This is a genomic window from Bacillus litorisediminis (assembly GCF_022808645.1).
GTDB lineage: Bacteria > Bacillota > Bacilli > Bacillales > JC228 > Bacillus_BF > Bacillus_BF litorisediminis.
In genome coordinates this window covers 175,913-195,921 of record NZ_JAKZKT010000001.1, presented here as the reverse complement: position 1 = coordinate 195,921, position 20,009 = coordinate 175,913, and the positions used below count along the sequence as shown (strand labels likewise).

General features: G+C 39.2%; 22 protein-coding genes and 1 pseudogene. 14 read left to right on the top strand and 9 right to left on the bottom strand.

All coding sequences use genetic code 11. The features are described from left to right. Positions 1-200 (bottom strand): annotated as a pseudogene (locus MLE14_RS00950) (IS5/IS1182 family transposase); the annotation flags it as partial. A 257-nt stretch (positions 201-457) separates the two neighbouring features. Between MLE14_RS00950 and wrbA the strand changes: the two are divergent. Then, the gene (gene wrbA / locus MLE14_RS00945) at positions 458-1,072 is read left to right on the top strand and encodes an NAD(P)H:quinone oxidoreductase (RefSeq protein WP_243296358.1); all 615 of its coding nucleotides are present in this window, start codon (positions 458-460) and stop codon (positions 1,070-1,072) included. 48 nt (positions 1,073-1,120) lie between these two features. Here the strand turns inward: wrbA and MLE14_RS00940 are convergent, their stop codons facing one another. Continuing rightward, the gene (locus MLE14_RS00940) at positions 1,121-2,020 is read right to left on the bottom strand and encodes an RluA family pseudouridine synthase (RefSeq protein WP_243296357.1); all 900 of its coding nucleotides are present in this window, start codon (positions 2,018-2,020) and stop codon (positions 1,121-1,123) included. A 137-nt stretch (positions 2,021-2,157) separates the two neighbouring features. Between MLE14_RS00940 and MLE14_RS00935 the strand changes: the two genes are divergently transcribed. Then, positions 2,158-2,562 (top strand): YhcU family protein, encoded by a 405-nt coding sequence (locus tag MLE14_RS00935; protein ID WP_243296356.1) that lies wholly within the window; start codon positions 2,158-2,160, stop codon positions 2,560-2,562. 52 nt (positions 2,563-2,614) lie between these two features. Here MLE14_RS00935 and MLE14_RS00930 read toward each other — a convergent pair whose 3' ends face one another. Beyond that, positions 2,615-3,088: a thioredoxin family protein gene (locus tag MLE14_RS00930; protein WP_243296355.1), complete on the bottom strand. Its 474-nt coding sequence runs from the start codon at positions 3,086-3,088 to the stop codon at positions 2,615-2,617. Then, positions 3,085-3,510, bottom strand: a complete 426-nt coding sequence (locus MLE14_RS00925) for a disulfide oxidoreductase (protein WP_279326326.1) — start codon at positions 3,508-3,510, stop codon at positions 3,085-3,087. Before MLE14_RS00925 ends, MLE14_RS00930 begins: the two co-directional genes overlap by 4 nt. Positions 3,511-3,670: 160 nt before the next feature. Between MLE14_RS00925 and MLE14_RS00920 the strand changes: the two genes are divergently transcribed. The 4 genes from MLE14_RS00920 to MLE14_RS00905 all read left to right on the top strand — a co-directional run bounded on the left by MLE14_RS00920 (position 3,671) and on the right by MLE14_RS00905 (position 9,227). Next, complete coding sequence (locus MLE14_RS00920) at positions 3,671-5,353, top strand: glycoside hydrolase family 13 protein (protein ID WP_243296354.1); 1,683 nt, start codon at positions 3,671-3,673, stop codon at positions 5,351-5,353. A 149-nt stretch (positions 5,354-5,502) separates the two neighbouring features. Next, positions 5,503-7,047: a bifunctional GNAT family N-acetyltransferase/carbon-nitrogen hydrolase family protein gene (locus MLE14_RS00915; protein ID WP_243296353.1), complete on the top strand. Its 1,545-nt coding sequence runs from the start codon at positions 5,503-5,505 to the stop codon at positions 7,045-7,047. Positions 7,048-7,455: 408 nt separating this feature from the next. After that, complete coding sequence (locus MLE14_RS00910) at positions 7,456-8,568, top strand: GAF domain-containing sensor histidine kinase (RefSeq protein WP_243296352.1); 1,113 nt, start codon at positions 7,456-7,458, stop codon at positions 8,566-8,568. A gap of 14 nt (positions 8,569-8,582) precedes the next feature. Next, complete coding sequence (locus MLE14_RS00905) at positions 8,583-9,227, top strand: response regulator (protein WP_243296351.1); 645 nt, start codon at positions 8,583-8,585, stop codon at positions 9,225-9,227. 87 nt (positions 9,228-9,314) lie between these two features. Here MLE14_RS00905 and MLE14_RS00900 read toward each other — a convergent pair whose 3' ends face one another. Continuing rightward, positions 9,315-9,578 (bottom strand): YhdB family protein, encoded by a 264-nt coding sequence (locus MLE14_RS00900; protein WP_243296350.1) that lies wholly within the window; start codon positions 9,576-9,578, stop codon positions 9,315-9,317. A 288-nt stretch (positions 9,579-9,866) separates the two neighbouring features. Here MLE14_RS00900 and MLE14_RS00895 point away from each other — a divergent pair, with 288 nt between their 5' ends. The 5 genes from MLE14_RS00895 (at position 9,867) to MLE14_RS00875 (ending at position 14,494) form a co-directional block, all read left to right on the top strand. Further along, entirely contained in the window at positions 9,867-10,181 is a 315-nt protein-coding gene (locus MLE14_RS00895; protein ID WP_243296349.1) for a DUF3889 domain-containing protein, read from the top strand. A gap of 215 nt (positions 10,182-10,396) precedes the next feature. Beyond that, positions 10,397-11,170: a DeoR/GlpR family DNA-binding transcription regulator gene (locus MLE14_RS00890; protein ID WP_243296348.1), complete on the top strand. Its 774-nt coding sequence runs from the start codon at positions 10,397-10,399 to the stop codon at positions 11,168-11,170. A 211-nt stretch (positions 11,171-11,381) separates the two neighbouring features. Beyond that, entirely contained in the window at positions 11,382-12,797 is a 1,416-nt protein-coding gene (locus tag MLE14_RS00885; protein WP_243296347.1) for a SpoVR family protein, read from the top strand. A gap of 423 nt (positions 12,798-13,220) precedes the next feature. After that, a complete protein-coding gene (locus MLE14_RS00880) occupies positions 13,221-13,550 on the top strand; it encodes an ArsR/SmtB family transcription factor (RefSeq protein ID WP_243296346.1) in 330 nt (109 codons plus the stop codon). Between the two features lie 14 nt (positions 13,551-13,564). Beyond that, complete coding sequence (locus MLE14_RS00875; RefSeq protein ID WP_243296345.1) at positions 13,565-14,494, top strand: cation diffusion facilitator family transporter; 930 nt, start codon at positions 13,565-13,567, stop codon at positions 14,492-14,494. Between the two features lie 336 nt (positions 14,495-14,830). Here the strand turns inward: MLE14_RS00875 and MLE14_RS00870 are convergent, their stop codons facing one another. Further along, positions 14,831-15,796 carry an aldo/keto reductase gene (locus MLE14_RS00870; protein ID WP_243296344.1) on the bottom strand — a complete coding sequence of 322 codons (966 nt, stop codon included), beginning with the start codon at positions 15,794-15,796 and terminating at the stop codon, positions 14,831-14,833. A 148-nt stretch (positions 15,797-15,944) separates the two neighbouring features. On the opposite strand from MLE14_RS00870, the gene MLE14_RS00865 reads away from it, so the two are divergent. Further along, the gene (locus MLE14_RS00865; protein WP_243296343.1) at positions 15,945-16,247 is read left to right on the top strand and encodes a DUF5634 family protein; all 303 of its coding nucleotides are present in this window, start codon (positions 15,945-15,947) and stop codon (positions 16,245-16,247) included. Between the two features lie 21 nt (positions 16,248-16,268). Here the strand turns inward: MLE14_RS00865 and MLE14_RS00860 are convergent, their stop codons facing one another. Continuing rightward, positions 16,269-16,583, bottom strand: coding sequence for an AzlD domain-containing protein (locus tag MLE14_RS00860; protein WP_243296342.1), 315 nt, complete (start codon positions 16,581-16,583; stop codon positions 16,269-16,271). Beyond that, positions 16,573-17,265, bottom strand: a complete 693-nt coding sequence (locus MLE14_RS00855; protein WP_243296341.1) for an AzlC family ABC transporter permease — start codon at positions 17,263-17,265, stop codon at positions 16,573-16,575. Before MLE14_RS00855 ends, MLE14_RS00860 begins: the two co-directional genes overlap by 11 nt. Before the next feature lie 146 nt (positions 17,266-17,411). Here MLE14_RS00855 and MLE14_RS00850 point away from each other — a divergent pair, with 146 nt between their 5' ends. Next, the gene (locus MLE14_RS00850) at positions 17,412-17,984 is read left to right on the top strand and encodes a helix-turn-helix domain-containing protein (protein ID WP_243296340.1); all 573 of its coding nucleotides are present in this window, start codon (positions 17,412-17,414) and stop codon (positions 17,982-17,984) included. A gap of 62 nt (positions 17,985-18,046) precedes the next feature. Then, entirely contained in the window at positions 18,047-18,739 is a 693-nt protein-coding gene (locus tag MLE14_RS00845) for a ZIP family metal transporter (RefSeq protein WP_243296339.1), read from the top strand. A gap of 97 nt (positions 18,740-18,836) precedes the next feature. Here MLE14_RS00845 and MLE14_RS00840 read toward each other — a convergent pair whose 3' ends face one another. Beyond that, the gene (locus MLE14_RS00840; RefSeq protein ID WP_243296338.1) at positions 18,837-19,817 is read right to left on the bottom strand and encodes a cation diffusion facilitator family transporter; all 981 of its coding nucleotides are present in this window, start codon (positions 19,815-19,817) and stop codon (positions 18,837-18,839) included. Between the last annotated feature and the right edge of the window lie 192 nt (positions 19,818-20,009).

Below are 20,009 nucleotides of genomic sequence, written 5' to 3'. Positions count from 1 at the left end.
ATAAATGTCATTTTAATCAACACAACAGGATCAATACTCGGACGGCCAACCGTTGAATAGAGGTTTTCCACCAATGGATATATGAAGGAGAAATCAATAGCTGATTCAATTTTACGTACTAAATGATCTTGTGGTACTAGTTGGTCAATCGCGATCACTTCTAATTGGTCTCTTTCAATATTATTGTTTCTCGTCATCATAATCCATCACCTCTAGATATCTCATTATAAATATTGTAAATCAAAAAAGACTGTAGGCAAACTCGATATTATCGAGTTTGTCTACAGTCTGAAACTCCGCTTTTGCGGAGTTTTTACTCTCCAAAGCAAACACTTTCCCGATTCTCCCGGCATCCCTTACTCTTCCAACTAAAGCTTCGAATAAATATGGAGGCAGTGGTTAAAATCTAAAATGATCTACCACTTAGTAGAATCAACCTTGTGAGGTGATAATGGACATGGCAAATGTGAATTTAGCGATCATTTATTACAGCTCAACTGGAACAAATTATCAATTGGCACAGTGGGCAGAAATCGGCGGGAGAGAGGCGGGAGCCGAGGTTAAGGTATTAAAAGTTAAAGAACTGGCACCTGAAGCGGCGATTTCGTCGAACCCTGTTTGGAAACAACATTATGATGAGACCAAACATGTCCCAGAGGCAACTCCAGATGATCTAGAATGGGCAGACGCTATTATCTTCAGTTGCCCTACCCGTTTTGGCAATGTTCCATCGCAGATGAAACAATTTTTAGATATTACCGGCGGACTTTGGGCACAAGGTAAACTAGCGAATAAAGTTGTCAGTGCAATGAGCAGTGCTGGTAATTCTCACGGTGGTCAAGAGCAGACAATTACCGCTCTATATACAACGATGATGCACTGGGGTGCAATCATTGCTTCACCTGGTTATACAGATCCTGTTACCTTTACAGCAGGGGGAAATCCATATGGGACATCTGTAACAGTTAATCAGGAAGGAAAAATGATTGAGGACGTAGAAGGTGCTGTGAAACATCAGGCCAAACGAACTGTAGAAGTTGCAAAATGGGTGAAAAGCGGATTAAACAGCTAAAATGAAGTGTGTAAAAGGCTGTCCCGAAAAAATGGAAGGGACAGCCTTTTATGTTAACAGGTCCATCATTTTATCCAAGAATGGTGCTTTCATTGTAATGTTTTCTTCTAGCAAAGGATGGATAAAAGACAATTCTATCCCATGGAGGGCCGGGCGATAGAAGCTGGAAGAACCTCCATAAAGCTGATCCCCTACAAGCGGATGTCCAATGTAGCTTAGATGGACTCGAATTTGGTGGGTTCGGCCGGTTTCAAGTGTACAAAGTATCAAAGAACGGTTCATTTTTTTACTGGTCTCTAACACTTCATAATGTGTGACTGCCGATTGTCCGCCAGGTGAGACTCTTCTTCGGGTCGGATGGTGTCTGTCCCGACCAATAGGTCCATGAATCGTCCCTTTTTTCTGGCTCGGAACTCCCTCTACAATAGCCCAATAGGTTCGGTGTACTTTCTTCTTAGTTAATTGATTATCTAATAAAACACCAGCAAGCTCATGCTTTGAAAATAGAACGGCCCCCGTCGTATCTCGGTCTAACCGGTGAATCGGACGTACCTTTCTACTTTCTCCTGATGCCATAACGTGAAAACTTGCAGCATGAAGCAGCGTTAACTCGTTCTTTTCCTCAGTCGGATGAGTTTTCATATGAGGAGGCTTGTTGACCACCATACAATGGTCATCTTCAAACAGAATATGAATTTCTGCATACTGTGGCTCAACCAAAAAATCCTGTTCTTGTAACACTTTAATTTTCATTAAATCCCCTTTGTTACAAGGGAGATGCCAATGGTGATCGTCTCCATTTACTAAAACAGCGCGATTCATCCGCCAATCGTGAACTAATTTTTTTGGAAGGACCCATTTCTTTTTAAAAATATCCTGTAATGTAAGCCCTTCCCATTCTTCTTTTACAGGAAAAATGAGGTAAGGACCTTGCCGATTGACTTGCATGACCAGAACTCCTTATCAAATTACAAATTGGCATTATTATGCCTTAAATTACCACCGACGATAAACGCTGACCTATGTTATTCTAGATAATATATTACGAGTAGATTACAGAGTGATGACAAAAGGTGGGTCGGTGAGTGAAAGTAGTATACGCCTCGACAAAGGAACAAGAGGAAAAAATTAAAGAACTCGTTTCTTATATGTATTCAGACATTTTCCCACAATATTTTCTTGATGATGAGATTGAATCCTTTGAAGATATGGATGTCTTACATATGACTGAAAGGCACTATGAGTATGTTGGTACATTAAAAGAAGCCTTTCAGGTTATTTCAAGCTTACAAACTATTATAGCCATTTTAGAAGTGAAAAATCGAGAAAAGGTTGATGAGAAGTACAGGGAAATTTTCGATGAAAATGTCCGTATATTGCAGAATTTTGGACTAAGCTTCCCGTTCTCCTTTCGATGTTTTCAATCGGTGAAAGGCAGTGCGAATGGGTTTAGCTCCTATGTAAGACCAGCCAATCAATTTTTGATTTAATAATAAAGAAAGTGCTAACTTTTAAATCGTTAGCACTTATTTTGTATCCGGGTTATTTGGCGGCAACCGTTTCTGTGAAGAAATCTTTAAATACTTTTTCATCCTGAGCTCCTGTTATCCGTTTGTACTCTTCGCCATCTTTAAAATGAATAATAGTTGGAGTTGCTTCAATTGCGTAATCATCCCAGCCTTGTTCAAATTCTAAGATATTGTATTTGACAAGGTCAATTCCCATGTCTTCTGTCATCGGGTCAATAATAGGGGTAGTGGCCTGACAGTGAACACACTCAGGGCTAAAGAAATAAACGGTTACGTCCTCTTTATTAGCCAATTTTTCCTCTAAATCATCAGGAAGGATGATATTGTCATATAAGGGATCACCAATTAAATCAATGGTTGACTGTTTTAAATTATTGGTACCGTATGGATTGTCCTTTAATTTATCTGCATTTTGAGCATAATTTAAAAATGCCATTCCTCCGAATAAAACGACAATGATTGCTAAGAAAATAAGAACTTTTTTCATGATTTCACTCCTTTTTTCAGGGTTAATAAGCTGCAGATAATGATGATAATAAAGGCGATTAGCGCAAGGAAAGGAATCGTTACAAATCCAAACCAGTTAATATATTCGCCTGTACAAGAGACTCGTCCACACGAAATAGCATGGTCAGCCAGAAAACTCACTTTTTGAATAGAGTAGTGGTATAGAGATATGAAAGCACCAATGGATGATAGGATTAATGTATAAAAACTGATAGAAAAATCCTTTTTAACTACGGCGATTCCTAAAATAATCGCTTGCGGATACATCAAGATCCGTTGATACCAGCATAAGACACATGGCTCATACATCCGTATTTCAGAAAAATATAAGCTGCCGAACATCGCCACCACGGATGCAGCCCATGCTATAAATAAATACGTTTCTCTTTGATCTTTTTTCAAAGCAGAACCCCTCACCTTCTACTCTCAAATTATAGTATGCTTGGTTACTAAAAGTAAATTGAAATTGTTTGACAATATTATGTATATCCGAACAATAGACGAACCTTTAGAAAACAAGTAAGCTAGTGTAAGATAAACTAAATCGAAAGAGGGATAGACTATGCAAGCTCGTAAATGGTGGAAGGAAGCAGTCGTTTATCAAATATATCCGCGCAGCTTTTATGACTCCAATGGGGATGGAATCGGAGATATTCCTGGGATCATTCAAAAATTGGATTATTTAAAGGAACTGGGTATTGATGTGATCTGGCTTTCGCCTGTTTATGAATCGCCAAACGATGACAATGGATATGACATTAGTGATTATAGAAATATCATGGACGAATTCGGGACGATGCAGGATTGGGAACAGTTATTAGAGGAGATGCATAAACGGGGAATTAAGCTCGTAATGGATTTAGTAGTAAATCATACCTCAGATGAACATGCCTGGTTTGTTGAATCAAGAAAATCAAAGGATAACCCATATCGCGATTATTATATTTGGAGACCAGGAAAAGATGGAAAAGAACCGAACAATTGGGAGTCGGCGTTCAGCGGTTCCGCCTGGCAATATGATGAAACGACAGACGAATACTATTTACATATCTTTTCGAAGAAACAGCCTGATTTAAATTGGGAAAATCCAAAGGTACGAAAAGAAGTCTACGATATGATGAAGTTTTGGCTCGATAAAGGCGTAGACGGATTCCGGATGGACGTGATTAATTTTATTTCAAAGGTTGAAGACTTACCAGATGCACCCAATCCCCATGGCGAGAATTATGTGTCGGGAAGCCGTTATTTTATGAACGGTCCGCGCATTCATGAATTTCTTCAGGAAATGAATCAAGAAGTGTTGTCAAAGTATGATATCCTGACAGTCGGAGAAATGCCTGGTGTGAGACCGCAGCATGCAATCGATTATACCGCTGAGGATCGTAAAGAACTCAATATGGTGTTTCAATTTGAGCATGTAGATATAGATTCAGGTCCAGAGGGCAAATGGGATCTGCGCCCATTTGATTTGGTGAGATTAAAAGAAATTCTCACTAAATGGCAGGTAGAGCTCTTTGAAAGAGGCTGGAACAGTTTATATTGGAATAATCATGATCAGCCAAGAATTGTCTCCCGTCTTGGTGATGATCAAATGTATAGGGTAAAGTCTGCAAAAATGCTAGGAACCCTATTGCATATGATGCAAGGGACGCCTTATATCTATCAGGGTGAGGAATTGGGCATGACTAACGTCCGGTTTGAATCACTTGATGATTATCGGGACATTGAAACACTTAATATGTACAAAGAAAAAATTGCAGCGGGAAAGAGTCATGAAGAAATCATGAAATCGATATATGTAAAAGGACGCGATAATTCCAGAACCCCCATGCAATGGAATGGAAGCGAGCATGCCGGCTTTACCACAGGTATCCCATGGATTAAAGTGAATCCTAATTATGTGGATATTAATGCTGAAAAAGCAGTAGGGGATCAGAATTCGGTCTTTCACTATTATAAAAAGCTGATTCAGCTAAGGAAACAGCATGAAATCATTGTTTACGGAAAGTATGAGCTTTTTTTGAAGGAACATCCTCATGTTTATGCTTATACTAGGACTTTAGAGGATCAGCAGCTGTTTATTTCGACCAATGTATCGGGTCATACACAAACATTACAAGTGCCGGAAGAGATCCAGCCAAAGTCTGAACCCAAAATCCTAATCAGCAATGATGAACACCAGCCATTTTCTAGAGAGATAACATTAAACCCATGGGAAGCAAGGGTATATCATTATAGCATTTAAAGATAGACAAGTAATTCGGTTATAAAAAATCGAATTACTTGTCTTATTTTTTTACTTTAGATACTACACTTAAAATAAAAGATCTTCTTTCATGCCAAAATAATGATAGCTTCAAATCTAAAGTACAAAATTGTGAGGGAAAATGATATATGACGAAGCTTGACCTGTCTAAATTTGAGAAAAAAGTGATTGTCCGAAACACGGAAAAGAAAGATATAGACGATATTATTAAACTGGAGAAAATCTGTTTCCCGGGTATGATTCCATGGAAACGTGACCAGCTGGAAAGTCATCTTGAGATTTTTCCTGAAGGTCAATTTGTGGTGGAGTACGACGGAGAAATCATAGCTTCTTCCTCCAGTCTGATTATAGATTTTCATGAATATGATGACCTTCATACATGGGATGATATTACCGATGAAGGCTATATAACAAACCATAATCCAGAAGGGTATAATCTATACGGGATTGAGGTCATGGTTCATCCTGATTATCGGCGAATGAAATTAGGCCACCGGCTCTATGAGGCGAGAAAAGATTTGGCAAGAAGGCTAAATTTAAAAAGTATCATTATTGGCGGCCGAATTCCTTATTATCATAAATATGCGGATAAAATGTCTCCGAAAGAGTATGTTGAGCAGGTCAGGATGCGAAATATTTACGATCCCGTTATGTCTTTTCAATTATTTAATGGGTTTACTTTAAAAAGAATTAACCCTAACTACCTGCCCGATGATAAAGCTTCCAATACATATGCAACTTTAATGGAATGGAACAATGTTGATTATCAGCCAAAGTCGAAGCGTTTCTTTAAGACAAGTTTTCCAGTTCGAATTTGTGTTGTCCAATATGGAATGAGGCAAATTCACTCTTTTGAAGAATTTGCCCATCAAGTTGAGTATTATGTGGATGTAGCTTACAATGCCGCTTCTGATTTTGTGGTATTTCCTGAGCTTCTTACAACACAGTTAATGTCATTTTTGGATGAAAAAGCTCCAAACGTAGCAATTCGCAAGTTAACAGAATACACCGAGCCGTATATCCAATTGTTCACGGATTTGGCTGTTAAGTACAACGTCAATATCATTGGAGGTTCTCATATAGTCGAAGAGGATGACCATAAAATTTATAATATTGCATACCTATTTCGAAGGGATGGGTCGATTGATAAACAATATAAGCTTCACATCACCCGCAATGAGAGAAAATGGTGGGGTGTCAGCAGGGGAGACACCATTAAAGTATTTGATACGGATTGCGGCAGAATCGCAATCGCAATCTGTTATGATATTGAATTTCCTGAGGTAGCGAGAATAATGACAAGCAGGGGAGCAAAAATTATTTTTGTTCGATTTTGCACAGAAGATCGGCAAGGCTATCTGCGGGTCCGGTATTGTGCACAGGCCAGAGCTGTAGAAAATCAGGCATATACCGTTATTTCCGGAACTGTCGGGCATTTGCCGCAAACAGAGAATATGGATATTCAGTATGCACAATCTGCGATTTTTTCACCGTCTGATTTTGAATTTGCACGCGACGGAATTGTAGGGCAAACCAATCCCAATATTGAAATGGTTGTAATTGGCGATGTGGATCTTGAGATTTTAAGAAGGCAGAGACAGGACGGAACTGTTCAGCACTTAAAGGATCGTCGTCACGATATATATGAAGTGAAATACAAAAAGGATTCATGAAGTGCTATAAATGAAATTGCTTTAAAAAGAGCTTAGAGGAAATGGTCTCTAAGCTCTTTTTTAACTGTACTTATAAAATTTTAGCAATGAAGCATTATTCCGCACAGTCAACATTTTAAGGAATAAACCACGACAGAAAGGATGGCCCAGTCTAGCGATACATTTGGACTTGGCGTTTCGAGCGTGATAATCTCAACTAGGCAATCGTCTGCGCATATAGGCTTGGAGCTATCCAAGTTTTCTTTACTGATCGCTAAAAAATCAACACAGGAATTATAAAGGAAACTGTCGAAAAGGTTAACTTAGAATTGAATCAGACTTTAGTCGTAGACCATTTCATTCTTTATATATAAAGTCTTTCATGTAAATAGGGGATATAATACAAATAAGATGTAAGGGGGAGAAAGTATGGGAGCATCCGCAAATCGACTAAATGTTCTTAAAAATATTGCCGAGCTCTTGAATGAGGCAACAGATATTCAAGTGACCTTACAAGAAGTATTAAAGAAATTGCTGACGCTGACGGGACTTTCAACCGGGTGGATTTTTCTGATTAAAAAAAATGGGAAGCATAAGCTGGCTGCTTACGAAAATTTGCCTCCAGCTTTACAATATAATCAACTTTCTCCCATGTGTAAAGGCGGATGCTGGTGTGTCAATAAATTTAACAATGGGACTTTGCATAAAGCCTCTAATATTATTGAATGTCAGCGGATTGAAAATGTCACAAAGCAAGAGTTTGGTGAGACGTGCGGAATTACGCATCATGCCACAGTCCCGTTACATGTAGGAAATGAACGGTTTGGACTGATCAATGTGGCGTCTCCCAATAAAACCTTTTTTACTGAAGAAGAACTAGCGCTCTTAGAAGCAACTGCCCACCAAATTGGAGCAGCCATAAAGCGGATTCAGTTAACAAAAAAGGAGCAGGAAATGGCTTTGCGGGAAGAAAGAAATCGGCTGGCTCGGGATCTCCATGACTCTGTCAACCAGTTATTATTTTCGATGACCTTAACGGCTAGGGGCGGAAAAGAAATGACAGAAGATCAGGAGGTCAAAGAAACCTTCCAATATATTCAGGAGCTAGCTCAGCAAGCCTTAAGTGAAATGAGAGCCCTGATTTGGCAATTAAAACCGATTGGGCTTGAGGAAGGTCTAATGAAGGCTATTACTAGCTATGGGGAAATGCTTAACCTCCATGTACGCGAAAAAATCATAGGAATAGGAAATCTTCCCTCCCATGTAGAGGAGGTATTGTGGCGCGTTAGTCAGGAAGCATTGAATAATTGTAAAAAGCATGCAGGTACCAATGAAATATGGGTTAAGATAGAACACTTAAAAAGGGAAGTTGTGCTGTCCATTAAAGATAAGGGCTGCGGGTTTACTTTCCAGGAAAATAATATGATCCCGACATTGGGATTGAGTAATATGAAAACAAGAGTAGAATCAGCAGGCGGAACTTTTTCTTTAGTGAGTAAGCCTAATTACGGCACAGAGATTCAAGTAAAGATTCCATTTTAAGGCAGGCGTGAAAAATGGGGATAAAATTAATAATTGCAGATGATCATCCAATCGTGCGGCGGGGTCTGGTGTTTTTTCTAAAGACACAGTCCGATATAACAGTCATTGGAGAGGCGAGTAATGGAAATGAAGTGATTCAACTAGCTGAAGACTTACAGCCGGATCTTGTATTAATGGACTTATTAATGCCGGGTTTAAACGGGATTGAGGCTACAAAAAAAATAAAGGCCAGAAATCCCAATATCCGTATTATTATTTTAACCAGTTTTTCCGATCAGGATCAGGTAATTCCTGCTATTGAAGCTGGGGCAGACGGATATCAATTAAAAGACGTGGAACCCGATATACTGGTTCAAGCCATTCACGAAGTAGCACATGGAGGAAAATCCCTTCATCCAAAGGCGACAGATCAAATCGTGAGTCAATTTACAAAAAAACGGAAAGAGGATGCAAAAATAGACGAGTTAACCACTCGTGAAAAAGAAGTGCTTATTGAAATCGCAAAAGGAAAAAGCAACAAGGAAATTGCCGCTTCTCTCTATATCACAGAGAAAACAGTCAAAACACATGTTTCCAATATCTTGGCAAAACTTGAATTATCAGACCGTACGCAAGCGGCCTTATTTGCAGTCAAAATCGGACTGATTCAAAATCAATAAGTATGAGAAAGACGGCTGGTGTCCCTTTTACACCAGCCGTCATTTTTATTTGCTATAGCGCCCTTTGTTTCTCTACTGCCTTTAACTTCAGCCCTTTATCATTTCAATTCCATTATCCTGTTTCGCCTGTGTCCATTCAAGTGTTGCCGTGGCATGGTCAATGTAACGAAGAAGCGCATAAAGGTGACTTTCGATGAGAGAATAATCTTTAGAAAATTGATATGCATGCAGGAAATGCTCAATTTTCTTGGACAGCATGTCATCCTTTGTGCGAACCATCAAAAGCAAAAGGTTATCCCATTGAGAACGATGCGTATAGTATAAAGCTCGATCATAATCGACCGTATTCATTCGTTCCCCTCCTCTCTCAGGAGTTACTCATAGTGTATGTGGTTTGTTTTGAAATTTGTTCTACAAAAGTTGGAGATGCCGATACGACGGCATCGTTACAAATTGGAGGTATACCCATAAGTGACCAGGCTTTTGAGGAAAAGTCCGTCATAAGGACAAATCAAGAAAAGACAGTTGAGGAAATGACCAAAAATAACAAGTGAACATTGCACATTCTATAAAGACAAAAATTTTATACATAAAAGTGACCGATAACATGAATAATAAAAGCAAAAACAGGAGGAAATCATGAAAAAGTTTTTATCATGTATTATCTTGATTTCGTTTCTTTTTAGTGCAGTTGGCCATCAGCAAGCAGAGGGACAAGTCGATTATGAAAAATACGGAAGAGTGGCAATAGCACTTGTTAAAGAGGATTATCCTGGTGCCCCAGTTCAAGAGTATCAGTACTTAGGAAGAAAAAGGGTGAATGAAAACAGAGTACAAGATTCTTTCGAATTTAGAGTAACCGAATCGGGAAGACCAAAAAGAGTTGTTGTCCTTGTAACACATGATCCAAGAAACAAAAAAATATTAGATATTTCAGTCCAAGAAGCTCGATAAACAAATCGGGCTTCTTTCTTTTTGTGATCCATTTCATGTTTGTTCTGATTTTATTTATAAAAGATGAATAAAACGGAAATAAAATCATTGAAAACGAGAATAAAGTCGAATAAAATGGAATTGGAAGGAATTCCAAGTATAGGAAGAGCTTCCGAAAATAAAAGAAAGGAGGATTGTAGGTTTAAAAAAAACAAAATCAAAAAGGGGAAATGTACATGTTTTCTGAAGAAAGAAGAGAAGAGATTTTAAAGCTTTTAGAAGAAACGGGCAGGGTTCTTGTTAAAGATTTAGCAGATCATTTCAATGTATCCATCGATTCCATCCGCAGGGATTTATCGATTATGGAGGAAAAAGGGTTATTACAAAGAACACATGGAGGCGCCATTCCGGCAAGACAGATTCGTTTATTCCCTGCCCCTAGCGATCAGCGTTACAATCATGGGGATGATTACGGAAACGCGATAGCGAAAAAAGCGGCATCTTTTATTAAAGCAGGGCAAACTGTCTTTATCGGCGGAGCCTCCATACACTACTTTATGTTAAAGTATTTGCCGGAAGACGTCCAGTTCACGGTTGTGACGAATTCACTTAGAATAGCGGATGTTTTAAGAACTGCGGACAATATTGATTGCTTTTTAATTGGTGGCAAAGTGAAAAAATCCGGCAATATGTCGGACGCCTTTACCAATGAAATGATCAAACAGTTTAATTTCGATCTCGCTTTTCTCACTGGGGGGGCTTTAAACGAAAGAGGACTTTCCACCGCAACCCCTGAAGTAGCAGTAGGCGCAAGAGTAATTCATAAACAGGCGAGAAAATCAATTTGTTTAATGGGACATTGGGGGTTTGGCATTACAAACTTTGTACACATCCTGCCTGTGGATGTCTTTGATTTGATTATTACAGATGAAGAAACGGCAGAAGAGCATATTGAAGCCGTACGAGGCAATGGAGGGAAAGTGGAGATAGCATTTTTAGAAAAAGAATAAGAAACAGAGTATGCCTGGTTCAAATCGAACCAGGCTACTTTTCTGACAAATCGAATAGCGAAGTATCTTTTAACTGGGCGTTATTGGCACCAACTATACGAATACAGCCTTCATTTTTTACAATAAAGGCTAGCCCATTCTTATTTTACCCGTACATGTTATAGCTCCTAATTTCATACATTGTGGTAAAGGGCATAAGGGGGAGTCGCCAATGAATACGGATGATCGGAAAGAATTGGAGCATGCAATTAGTGAGATTACCGAGATAGCAAAAGGTTTTGGGCTTGATTTTTACCCGATGAGATATGAAATTTGTCCAGCAGATATTATTTATACGTTTGGTGCGTACGGAATGCCCACACGTTTCTCGCATTGGAGTTTCGGTAAGCAATTTTATAAAATGAAGCTACACTATGATTTGGGTCTAAGTAAAATTTATGAGTTAGTCATTAATTCGGATCCTTGCTATGCTTTTTTGCTCGACTCTAATACGCTGATTCAAAACAAACTCATTGTTGCTCATGTTCTGGCCCATTGTGATTTCTTTAAAAATAACGTCCGCTTCCAAAATACGAAGCGTGATATGATTGAAAGCATGTCTGCTACGGCAGAACGAATCCGTCAATATGAAATTCAATATGGAAAAGAAGAGGTGGAAAAAACATTAGATGCGGTCCTCGCGATTGAGGAGCATATCGATCCTTCTTTAATGAGACCAAAGCTGGCATGGAGCTTAAGTGATATCGAATGGGAAGAGGGAGAAGAGGAAACAGCCAAATCACCTTATGATGATCTCTGGTCGTTGGACGAGAAGCCCAAACCAAAAGAGAGGAAGAAAAAGCATAAAAAATTTCCGCCGAAGCCTGAAAAGGATTTATTGCTCTTTATTGAAGAATATAGCCGGGAATTGGCAGATTGGCAAAGAGATATAGTAACCATGATGAGAGAGGAAATGCTGTATTTTTGGCCACAGCTTGAAACAAAGATTATGAACGAAGGCTGGGCTTCGTATTGGCATCAGCGCATCCTCCGTGAAATGGATTTAACCTCAGATGAGTCGGTTGAATTTGCAAAACTAAACGCTGGCGTTGTGCAGCCATCGAGAACAGGAATTAACCCGTATTATCTAGGATTAAAGATTTTTGAGGATATAGAAGAACGATGGAATAACCCAACGGAAGAGATGAAAGAAAGAGGCGTCCAGCCAAACTCAGGCCGGGATAAATTATTTGAAGTAAGAGAATTAGAATCCGACATTTCCTTTTTACGTAATTATTTAACCAAAGATTTGGTAACACGAGAGGATATGTATCTTTTCCAACGGCAAGGGAAGGACTACAAGATTGTCGATAAGGAATGGACCCAGGTTAGAGACCAGCTCGTAAGTATGCGCGTGAATGGCGGTTTTCCGTATATCACTGTAAATGATGGAGATTACATGCGGAATGGCGAGCTGTATCTCAAGCATTGGTACGAGGGGATTGAACTGGATATAAAATATTTAGAAAAGGTGCTGCCTTACATTTATCAGCTTTGGGGCCGTACAGCCCATTTGGAAACGGTTGTTGAGAATAAGCCGATCTTGTTCTCGTATGATGGAAAAGGATTGCATAGGAAGTATTTGTAACAGTAATTCATTAAAAACGGCTCCAACATGGGGCTGTTTTTTGTATGAAGACGTGCTGAAAAATTGGAACTCACCTGACATTGGTGAAAAACATAAAGACCGAATAAAAGATGTAGAAAGAATGGCTAAAGAGGCGGGTGTTTCAATAATTTAACATGGCGATCCAGGGCCAGTTATCGTTGATTATACAAATAAAAATCATTTTGAAATCGTTGTCAGTAGAAGCAGAGGACTAAATGTTCTGCAAGATCGGAAGCGTAAGCCACAAAGGAACGGCTCCCATTAGGGAGTGTTTTTGTATCTTCTATTCATTTTTCATAATAACAGTCTTTTCTTTATTGACACATTGTCTAAATTTTTTTACAATTAAATTGTAATATATGAACACGTGCTCATATAATCAAACATAAAGGTGGTAAAAAAATGGAGCATAAAGAATCGTATGAAAACGAAACTACACATAAAGACTTAGATGAAGAAACTTTATTTATAGTGGCTCAAACGTTTAAAGCTCTATCGGATCCAACACGAATTCGGATTCTCCATCTTTTATCACACCAGGAATATTCGGTAAATCAAATTGCTGAACAGTTATCCTTATTACAAACAACTGTTTCGCACCAGCTTCGGTTTTTGAAAAATTTGCGGCTTGTTAAGTACCGCCGTGAAGGAACGACCATATATTATTCACATGACGACGAGCATGTTATGAACTTGCTTCAGCAAACAATCAAGCATGCCAGTCACCATTAGGAGAGGGGGCAGTCATGGGACATTCTCATCATCATGGTCATAGCCATGATCATCATCACCATCATCATTCACATAGTGCAAATAAAAAGGTTCTTTTAATCAGTTTTATTTTGATTTTTGCCTTTATGATAGTTGAGGTCATCGGCGGATTTTTAACCAATAGTTTAGCTCTGCTCAGCGATGCGGGGCATATGCTAAGTGATGCAGCCGCACTCGGATTAAGCTTAATAGCATTTAAAATCGGGGAACGTGCTGCTAATGATCAGAAAACGTATGGATATAAACGATTTGAAATTTTGGCTGCTTTCATTAATGGCATAACGTTAGTAGTCATTTCGCTTTATATTGTTTGGGAAGCGTATCATCGCTTTTTTGAACCTCCTGAGGTTAGCACAGGCATGATATTAATTGCTGTAATCGGTTTAATTGTCAATCTGATTGTGGCTTGGATTTTAATGAGAGGCGATACGAGCGGGAACTTAAATTTACGGAGTGCCCTTCTCCATGTAGTCGGGGATATGCTTGGTTCTTTTGGTGCAATCCTTGCAGGTCTTTTGATTTTTTTCTTTAACTGGAATATTGCGGATCCAATCGCCAGTGTGCTTGTTGCGATATTAGTGTTAGTCAGCGGATGGCGGGTGACGAAAGATTCTTTCCATGTGCTGATGGAAGGAACACCTGCTCACATTGATTGTCAAAAGGTTAAAACGGCCTTATTAAAAATCCCAGGTGTGAAGGAGGTCCATGACCTCCATGTGTGGACGATTACCTCTGACTTTCTGGCTTTAAGCTGCCACTTAGTCGTCAATGAGGCGGAAGACCGAGATACGATTTTGAAAAACACAACGGATTTGTTAAAATCGCAGTTTCATCTTAAACATACCACGATTCAGCTTGAAGGCGAGCAGTTTGAGCATAGAGATGAACATGAATTTTGCCGATAAAAAAATGGGGTGTAAGACCTAAATTAGTCCTGCACCCCATTGTTTATGTAAAAATGTAAGTTTTATATGTTTTCATAGTAAAATAACCAAACTTATAGCTGGAAACAGAACTCAGTGCCATATAACCGAACTGAGGGGGATGATAAACGAACTCAAGAGAGAAATAACCGAAATCAGGGACGGATAACCGAACTGAGGAGCCAGTTAACCGGATTCAATAGTAAATAAACGAACTGAATCACAGGAAACAGAACTCAGATCCAGATAACCGAATTCACCGCCGGATTACTGGAACGAATTACTCAACGAAGTGACTGGATAACCGTCCATATGGCCTTACACACCTAATGAATCAACCTGTTCCTTCAATTTTTCATCCCATTTCCAATCGCTTATCTGAACAGCATCCGTCAGATGAGAAACTTTACTTGCTCCAATTAAAGCTGAAGTAACGGCAGGCTGATTTAAGACCCACGCCAGGGCGAATTGGGATAAATTTACACCATTGGCTTCGGCTAAAGCGCGATACTCATTAACTAACTGAAAATTCCTTTCCGTAAAGTAATTTTTGATCAGTCTCTCGCCGAGTGCGGCTCGGCTTTCCGGCGGTTTGTCAGCGAGAAGTTTGTACTTGCCAGATAACACCCCTCTGGCTAGTGGACTGTAGACTAACACCCCAACGCCTTCGGATTCACAGAAAGGCAATAGTTCCTGTTCAATTTCTCGGGAAAGTAAATTATATTGGGGCTGAACAGAGATGAATTTTGCTAGATTTAACTTTTCACTAATTCCGTGTGCTTTTGCAATTTGCCAGGCTGCAAAATTGGAGCAGCCAATATAACGAACCTTTCCTTGATGCACGAGGTCATCTAGTGCTCTTAATGTTTCTTCTAGAGGTGTTGTCGGATCAAAGCGATGAACCTGGTACAAATCGATATAATCGGTTTGCAGGCGCTTTAAGGAGCGCTCGACTTCTCGCATGATGTGAGTCCGGGAAAGACCGTTGTCATTTTTTCCGAATCCCATACTCAAGCCCACTTTTGTGGCCAGCACCACCTGGTCTCTTCTTCCTTTTAGGGCCCTGCCAATAATTTCTTCACATTCACCAGTCCCATAAGGGATTTCAGCGTCCTGACCCTTTCCATAATAATTGGCCGTATCGATAAAATTAATCCCGTTTTCCAGGGCAGCATCGATAATGGCGAAGGATGCTTGTTCATCAATCCATCTGCCAAATGCCATCGTGCCTAAACATATATTGGACACTTTTAACCCTGTTTTACCTAAATTTTTATATTGCATTTTCCATCACCTCTTATCTAAAAGAGTATCAATTATGCTCAGGAAAAGATAGACAATTATCTGTAAAACAGTTTAAAAAGTAACGTTTAATAAAAACAGAAGAAAGACATATTAAATGTAGCGTTTAGTAAGGAAAGGAGCGAAAAAGATGGAATTTTTGCCGCGTGAACAAATTATTCAGAACCTGCAGCAATCATTTCAAACGTACATCTATCAATACGGAATTGACGATATCGGTATATTTGAAGAAGAGGGGCAAGATGATCGCTATTATTTAGGGTATACGGTTCGAAAGGATGGGAAGATTTATCATATACATACTCCCTACCAGAAAAATAACAACGGGGAATTGGCCTCTCTCCATCAGAATTGGACAATTGAAACCGATGACCCCCAACAAGAAGATGTAAAAGAATTTCCAAATATAGAAAGCGTGTTTCGCGAATTATAAAAAGTCCAATTCATCATCTTTTTAGAAAAAAATTCGAGTTAGCCATCCAAATATTACGCCAATTAGAACAGCCGGGAGAAAACTTTTTATTCTTTTAATTGAAATGGCAGCAGCGAGACAGCCTATGATAATAGGAAATGAAATGGATATTTGTCCATTGGATGGCACAAGGATTTGTTTGATGATCAGGGCAGACATAATTCCAACCGGAACATAATGAAAATACAAACGCATAGTAGAGCTCATTTCTCGTCCTGCCATCATTTTAATCCCAATAATCCTTGAAATATAGGTTGAAATGGTTAATAACCCGATTAATATCCAATTATTTATCATGCTGGGACCTCCTCTTAAAATAAAGACCTATAAGCGGGGATAAAACGCCTGCAATGATAATAGTAAACTCATTTCCCGGCATCACAAATTCAAGCCCAACTGCGGTGACTGAAGCAGTAAATGCCGTTGCCATCATTGGTTTTTCTTTAAGACTGGGTATTAAAAGGGCTGTAAAAGTAATAGGAAATGCTAAATCTAGCCCCCATTTAAAGGGATCGATGTTATTGCCAAGTAGAGCACCGATTAGGGAAGAAAAGGCCCATGCCAAATAAAAAATACCAGTCACTACTGCAAAATAGATAGGGTCGGGTCCAGTTTTTTTAAATCTTGCACTCCCTAATACAAAAGGTTCATCAGAGACTCCATAAGCAAGAAGCCAACTCCATTTCTTAGCAGGAGCCAAACCTTCACTCAGGGCAGCTCCATACAGTACATTCCGCAAATTTAATAAAATGACAGTAAAAAGAATACTTGTTAGTGTAGTGCCGGTCATCACCATTGCTACAGTTACCATTTGCACGGAACCGGAAAATACGAATAGGGACATGGCCAATGTTGCTGATAAACTGAAGTTTGCTTGGGTTGCTAATACACCATAAGATAAACCGTATCCAGCAATTGCAAGGGCAAGTGGCATAGCTTCAGTAAATCCAGTTTTTATGCTTTCTTTTTTAGTATCCATTTGATTGACCTCCCTTACAAATTGGTATATTATAATTTACCTATACTACATTATACTTTAGAAAATAGCAGATGTATATTGAAATTAATATATGGTTAACTATTATATACCGCTTTGTGATTTCAATTCAGGGATGGTGGATTCAGATGAATACAGAACATTCATTGAAAGAAGAGGAAGCAGGTAAAGTTATTGGCGCTAATCTGAGGCAATTCCGAATCAATAAAGGTCTCAGTATTGAAGCTCTCGCTAAACAAATCGGTGTCAGCAAATTGACATTGATCAAAATTGAAGGCGGTGAAGCTAACCCTACCTTGTCTGTAATCTGGAAAATTGCAAATGGCTTGAATATCCCAATAACAGCCCTGTTATCAATTGAATCAGACGTGTCAATTGCCCGGAAAAAAGAAGGGCTCCAATTAATCAGTTCCGATGACGTATTTATTGTCGAGCCTCTGTTTCGTTCTCATGATTTTACTGAGTTTTATAGAGGATATCTTAAGGCAGAGAAGGCGTATGTCTCAGATCCGCACCAACCAGGGGTAATCGAATATATTACAGTTATGTCTGGCGAGTTAATAGTGGAAGTTGGCGGTGAATCGTATCATTTGGAAGAATATGATTCGATTCGATTTAAAGGCAATCTTCCCCATAAATATGTAAATCCATCCTCATCATTAACGATTCTGCACTTTGTTATAACTTATAATTATCGGTAAGACCGCGAATGTTTGCAACCTTCCCTGCCGGTTCATACTAAAAGAGTAAGGAGGGGAGCGTTTTGACATTCGATGTATTTTTATATGTATTGTTTGCAGCTCTGGCTAATGTCATAGGCGGACTTGTGATTTTGATTAAGAAAAACTGGTCCCAAAACGGCTTAAATGCTTTAATGGCCATTAGTGCAGGGATGCTATTATCGATTGCGATAATGGATCTTATTCCCGAGGTTCTTGCGCATCATCATGATTATTCGATTTTTGTTCTTGCGGGTATTATGATTATTTTCTTTTTTCAGCAATTTGTCGCGAATCATTTTCATTTTGGCGAAGAAACGCATGGTCATTCGAATTCGAAAAGTGCCATTACTGGGGCTTTAATTGGAATGATGATCCATACTTTTTTTGATGGCTTTTCGATTGTCGCAAGTTTTGAGATCGATATTTCTCTAGGAGTTTCGGTTCTTACTGCGGTTTTATTACATAAGATTCCCGATGGACTGACGATCTCATCAATCGTCTTTTCATTTCTAGAAAATAAGAAAATCGCCTTTTTAGCAGCAGTGCTTTTAGGCATATCCACCCTGGCAGGAGCTATTCTAGCTGAAGTTTTATCGCCACAAACCGGTGAAGTGAATCTGGCATCGATCGCGATTGCATTTACGGCGGGTATCTTTATCTATGTAGCTTGTGCGGATCTATTGCCGGAAGTTAATAAAAGAGATAACCGCTTGGTCTCCTCCTTTTTTTTTTAGGAATTCTTGTATATTTTCTATTAAACTGGATTATTGACCGATTTTCTCCACATTTTCATTAAAAAACTGCCTTTTGATTGGCAGCTTTATTCATATCTTATTCAGTTGCTGGTTTCAAATCAGATTCCTTTTTCCAAGTTTGCACCCGATCCGTTTCAATGATTCCCATCGTCACATCCCCAATATCGGGATCGGCAAGAATTAAGTCCCTAACCGCAAATTTAATGTCATCTGCAACGGCCAGAGACAGACCCTCTTTTAATTCGATATAGCTTTCAACATGATATTTTCGGCCCTCTTGCAAAATTCGCATTTTGCGAATATCCACTACGTCAGGATGGGATAAAATAATGTCAGCTATCCGGTTTTCCACCTCTTTTGGAGCAGCTACCCCTATTAATCCTATTGTATTTTCATAACCGATTTTTAGGGCAATTCCGATCAATAGAATCCCGATTAGCATGGTTCCGACACCATCTAAATAATAAAAGCCGGTAAAATGTGCCAGCAGGATGGAAGCTAAGGCTAAAACGGCTCCTAACGTTGCAATAATATCTTCATAAAACACTAATCGGGTAGGAGGAGCGGCCAGACGCACGTTTTTAAAAGCCGTTTTGACTAATTGGAAGCCTTTTGTTTCTCTCCGTGTTTCTAAAGCAATTTCCCTCATTGCCTTGATTAAAACATATCCGTCAATAAAAATGGCAATCGCCAAGATTCCTACATTTAACCAAAGGTTCGTGGATGCTTCCGGATGCTGAATCAGTTCCCAGCCTTTATGCAGTGTTTCATATGCCATAATGGAAATTACGATAACAGCTATTAGGACAAATAAGTTCACGACACGGCCAAAACCTGATGGAAACCGCGGAGTCGGTTCCTTCTCTGCTAACGCACTCCCTATAAAAACAAATCCTTGATTAAGTGCGTCCGCTATTGAGTGAATCGTCGTGGCAAACATGGCACCACTTCCGCTAATAGCAGCGGCAATTCCTTTGATGATCGCTAAAAAAGTATTACCTAGAGCGGCAGCACCTGATGATTTATTTCCTTTCCTTAATAGCTCGATAAAAGACATCTGATTCACCCTTCTATGTCATTACATTCCTATCAGCATGTTTTCCATTGAGGTACACATTTATTCCCGATTGCGATTTGGCACAAGGGAGGGACCTGGGGATTAGATATAAACAAGTCTGAAAAAATTTGTTAAGAAGTTATGAATTTTTTGTTTCAAACGGTACTTTTCTATTGAGATTGGAGCTTGAAA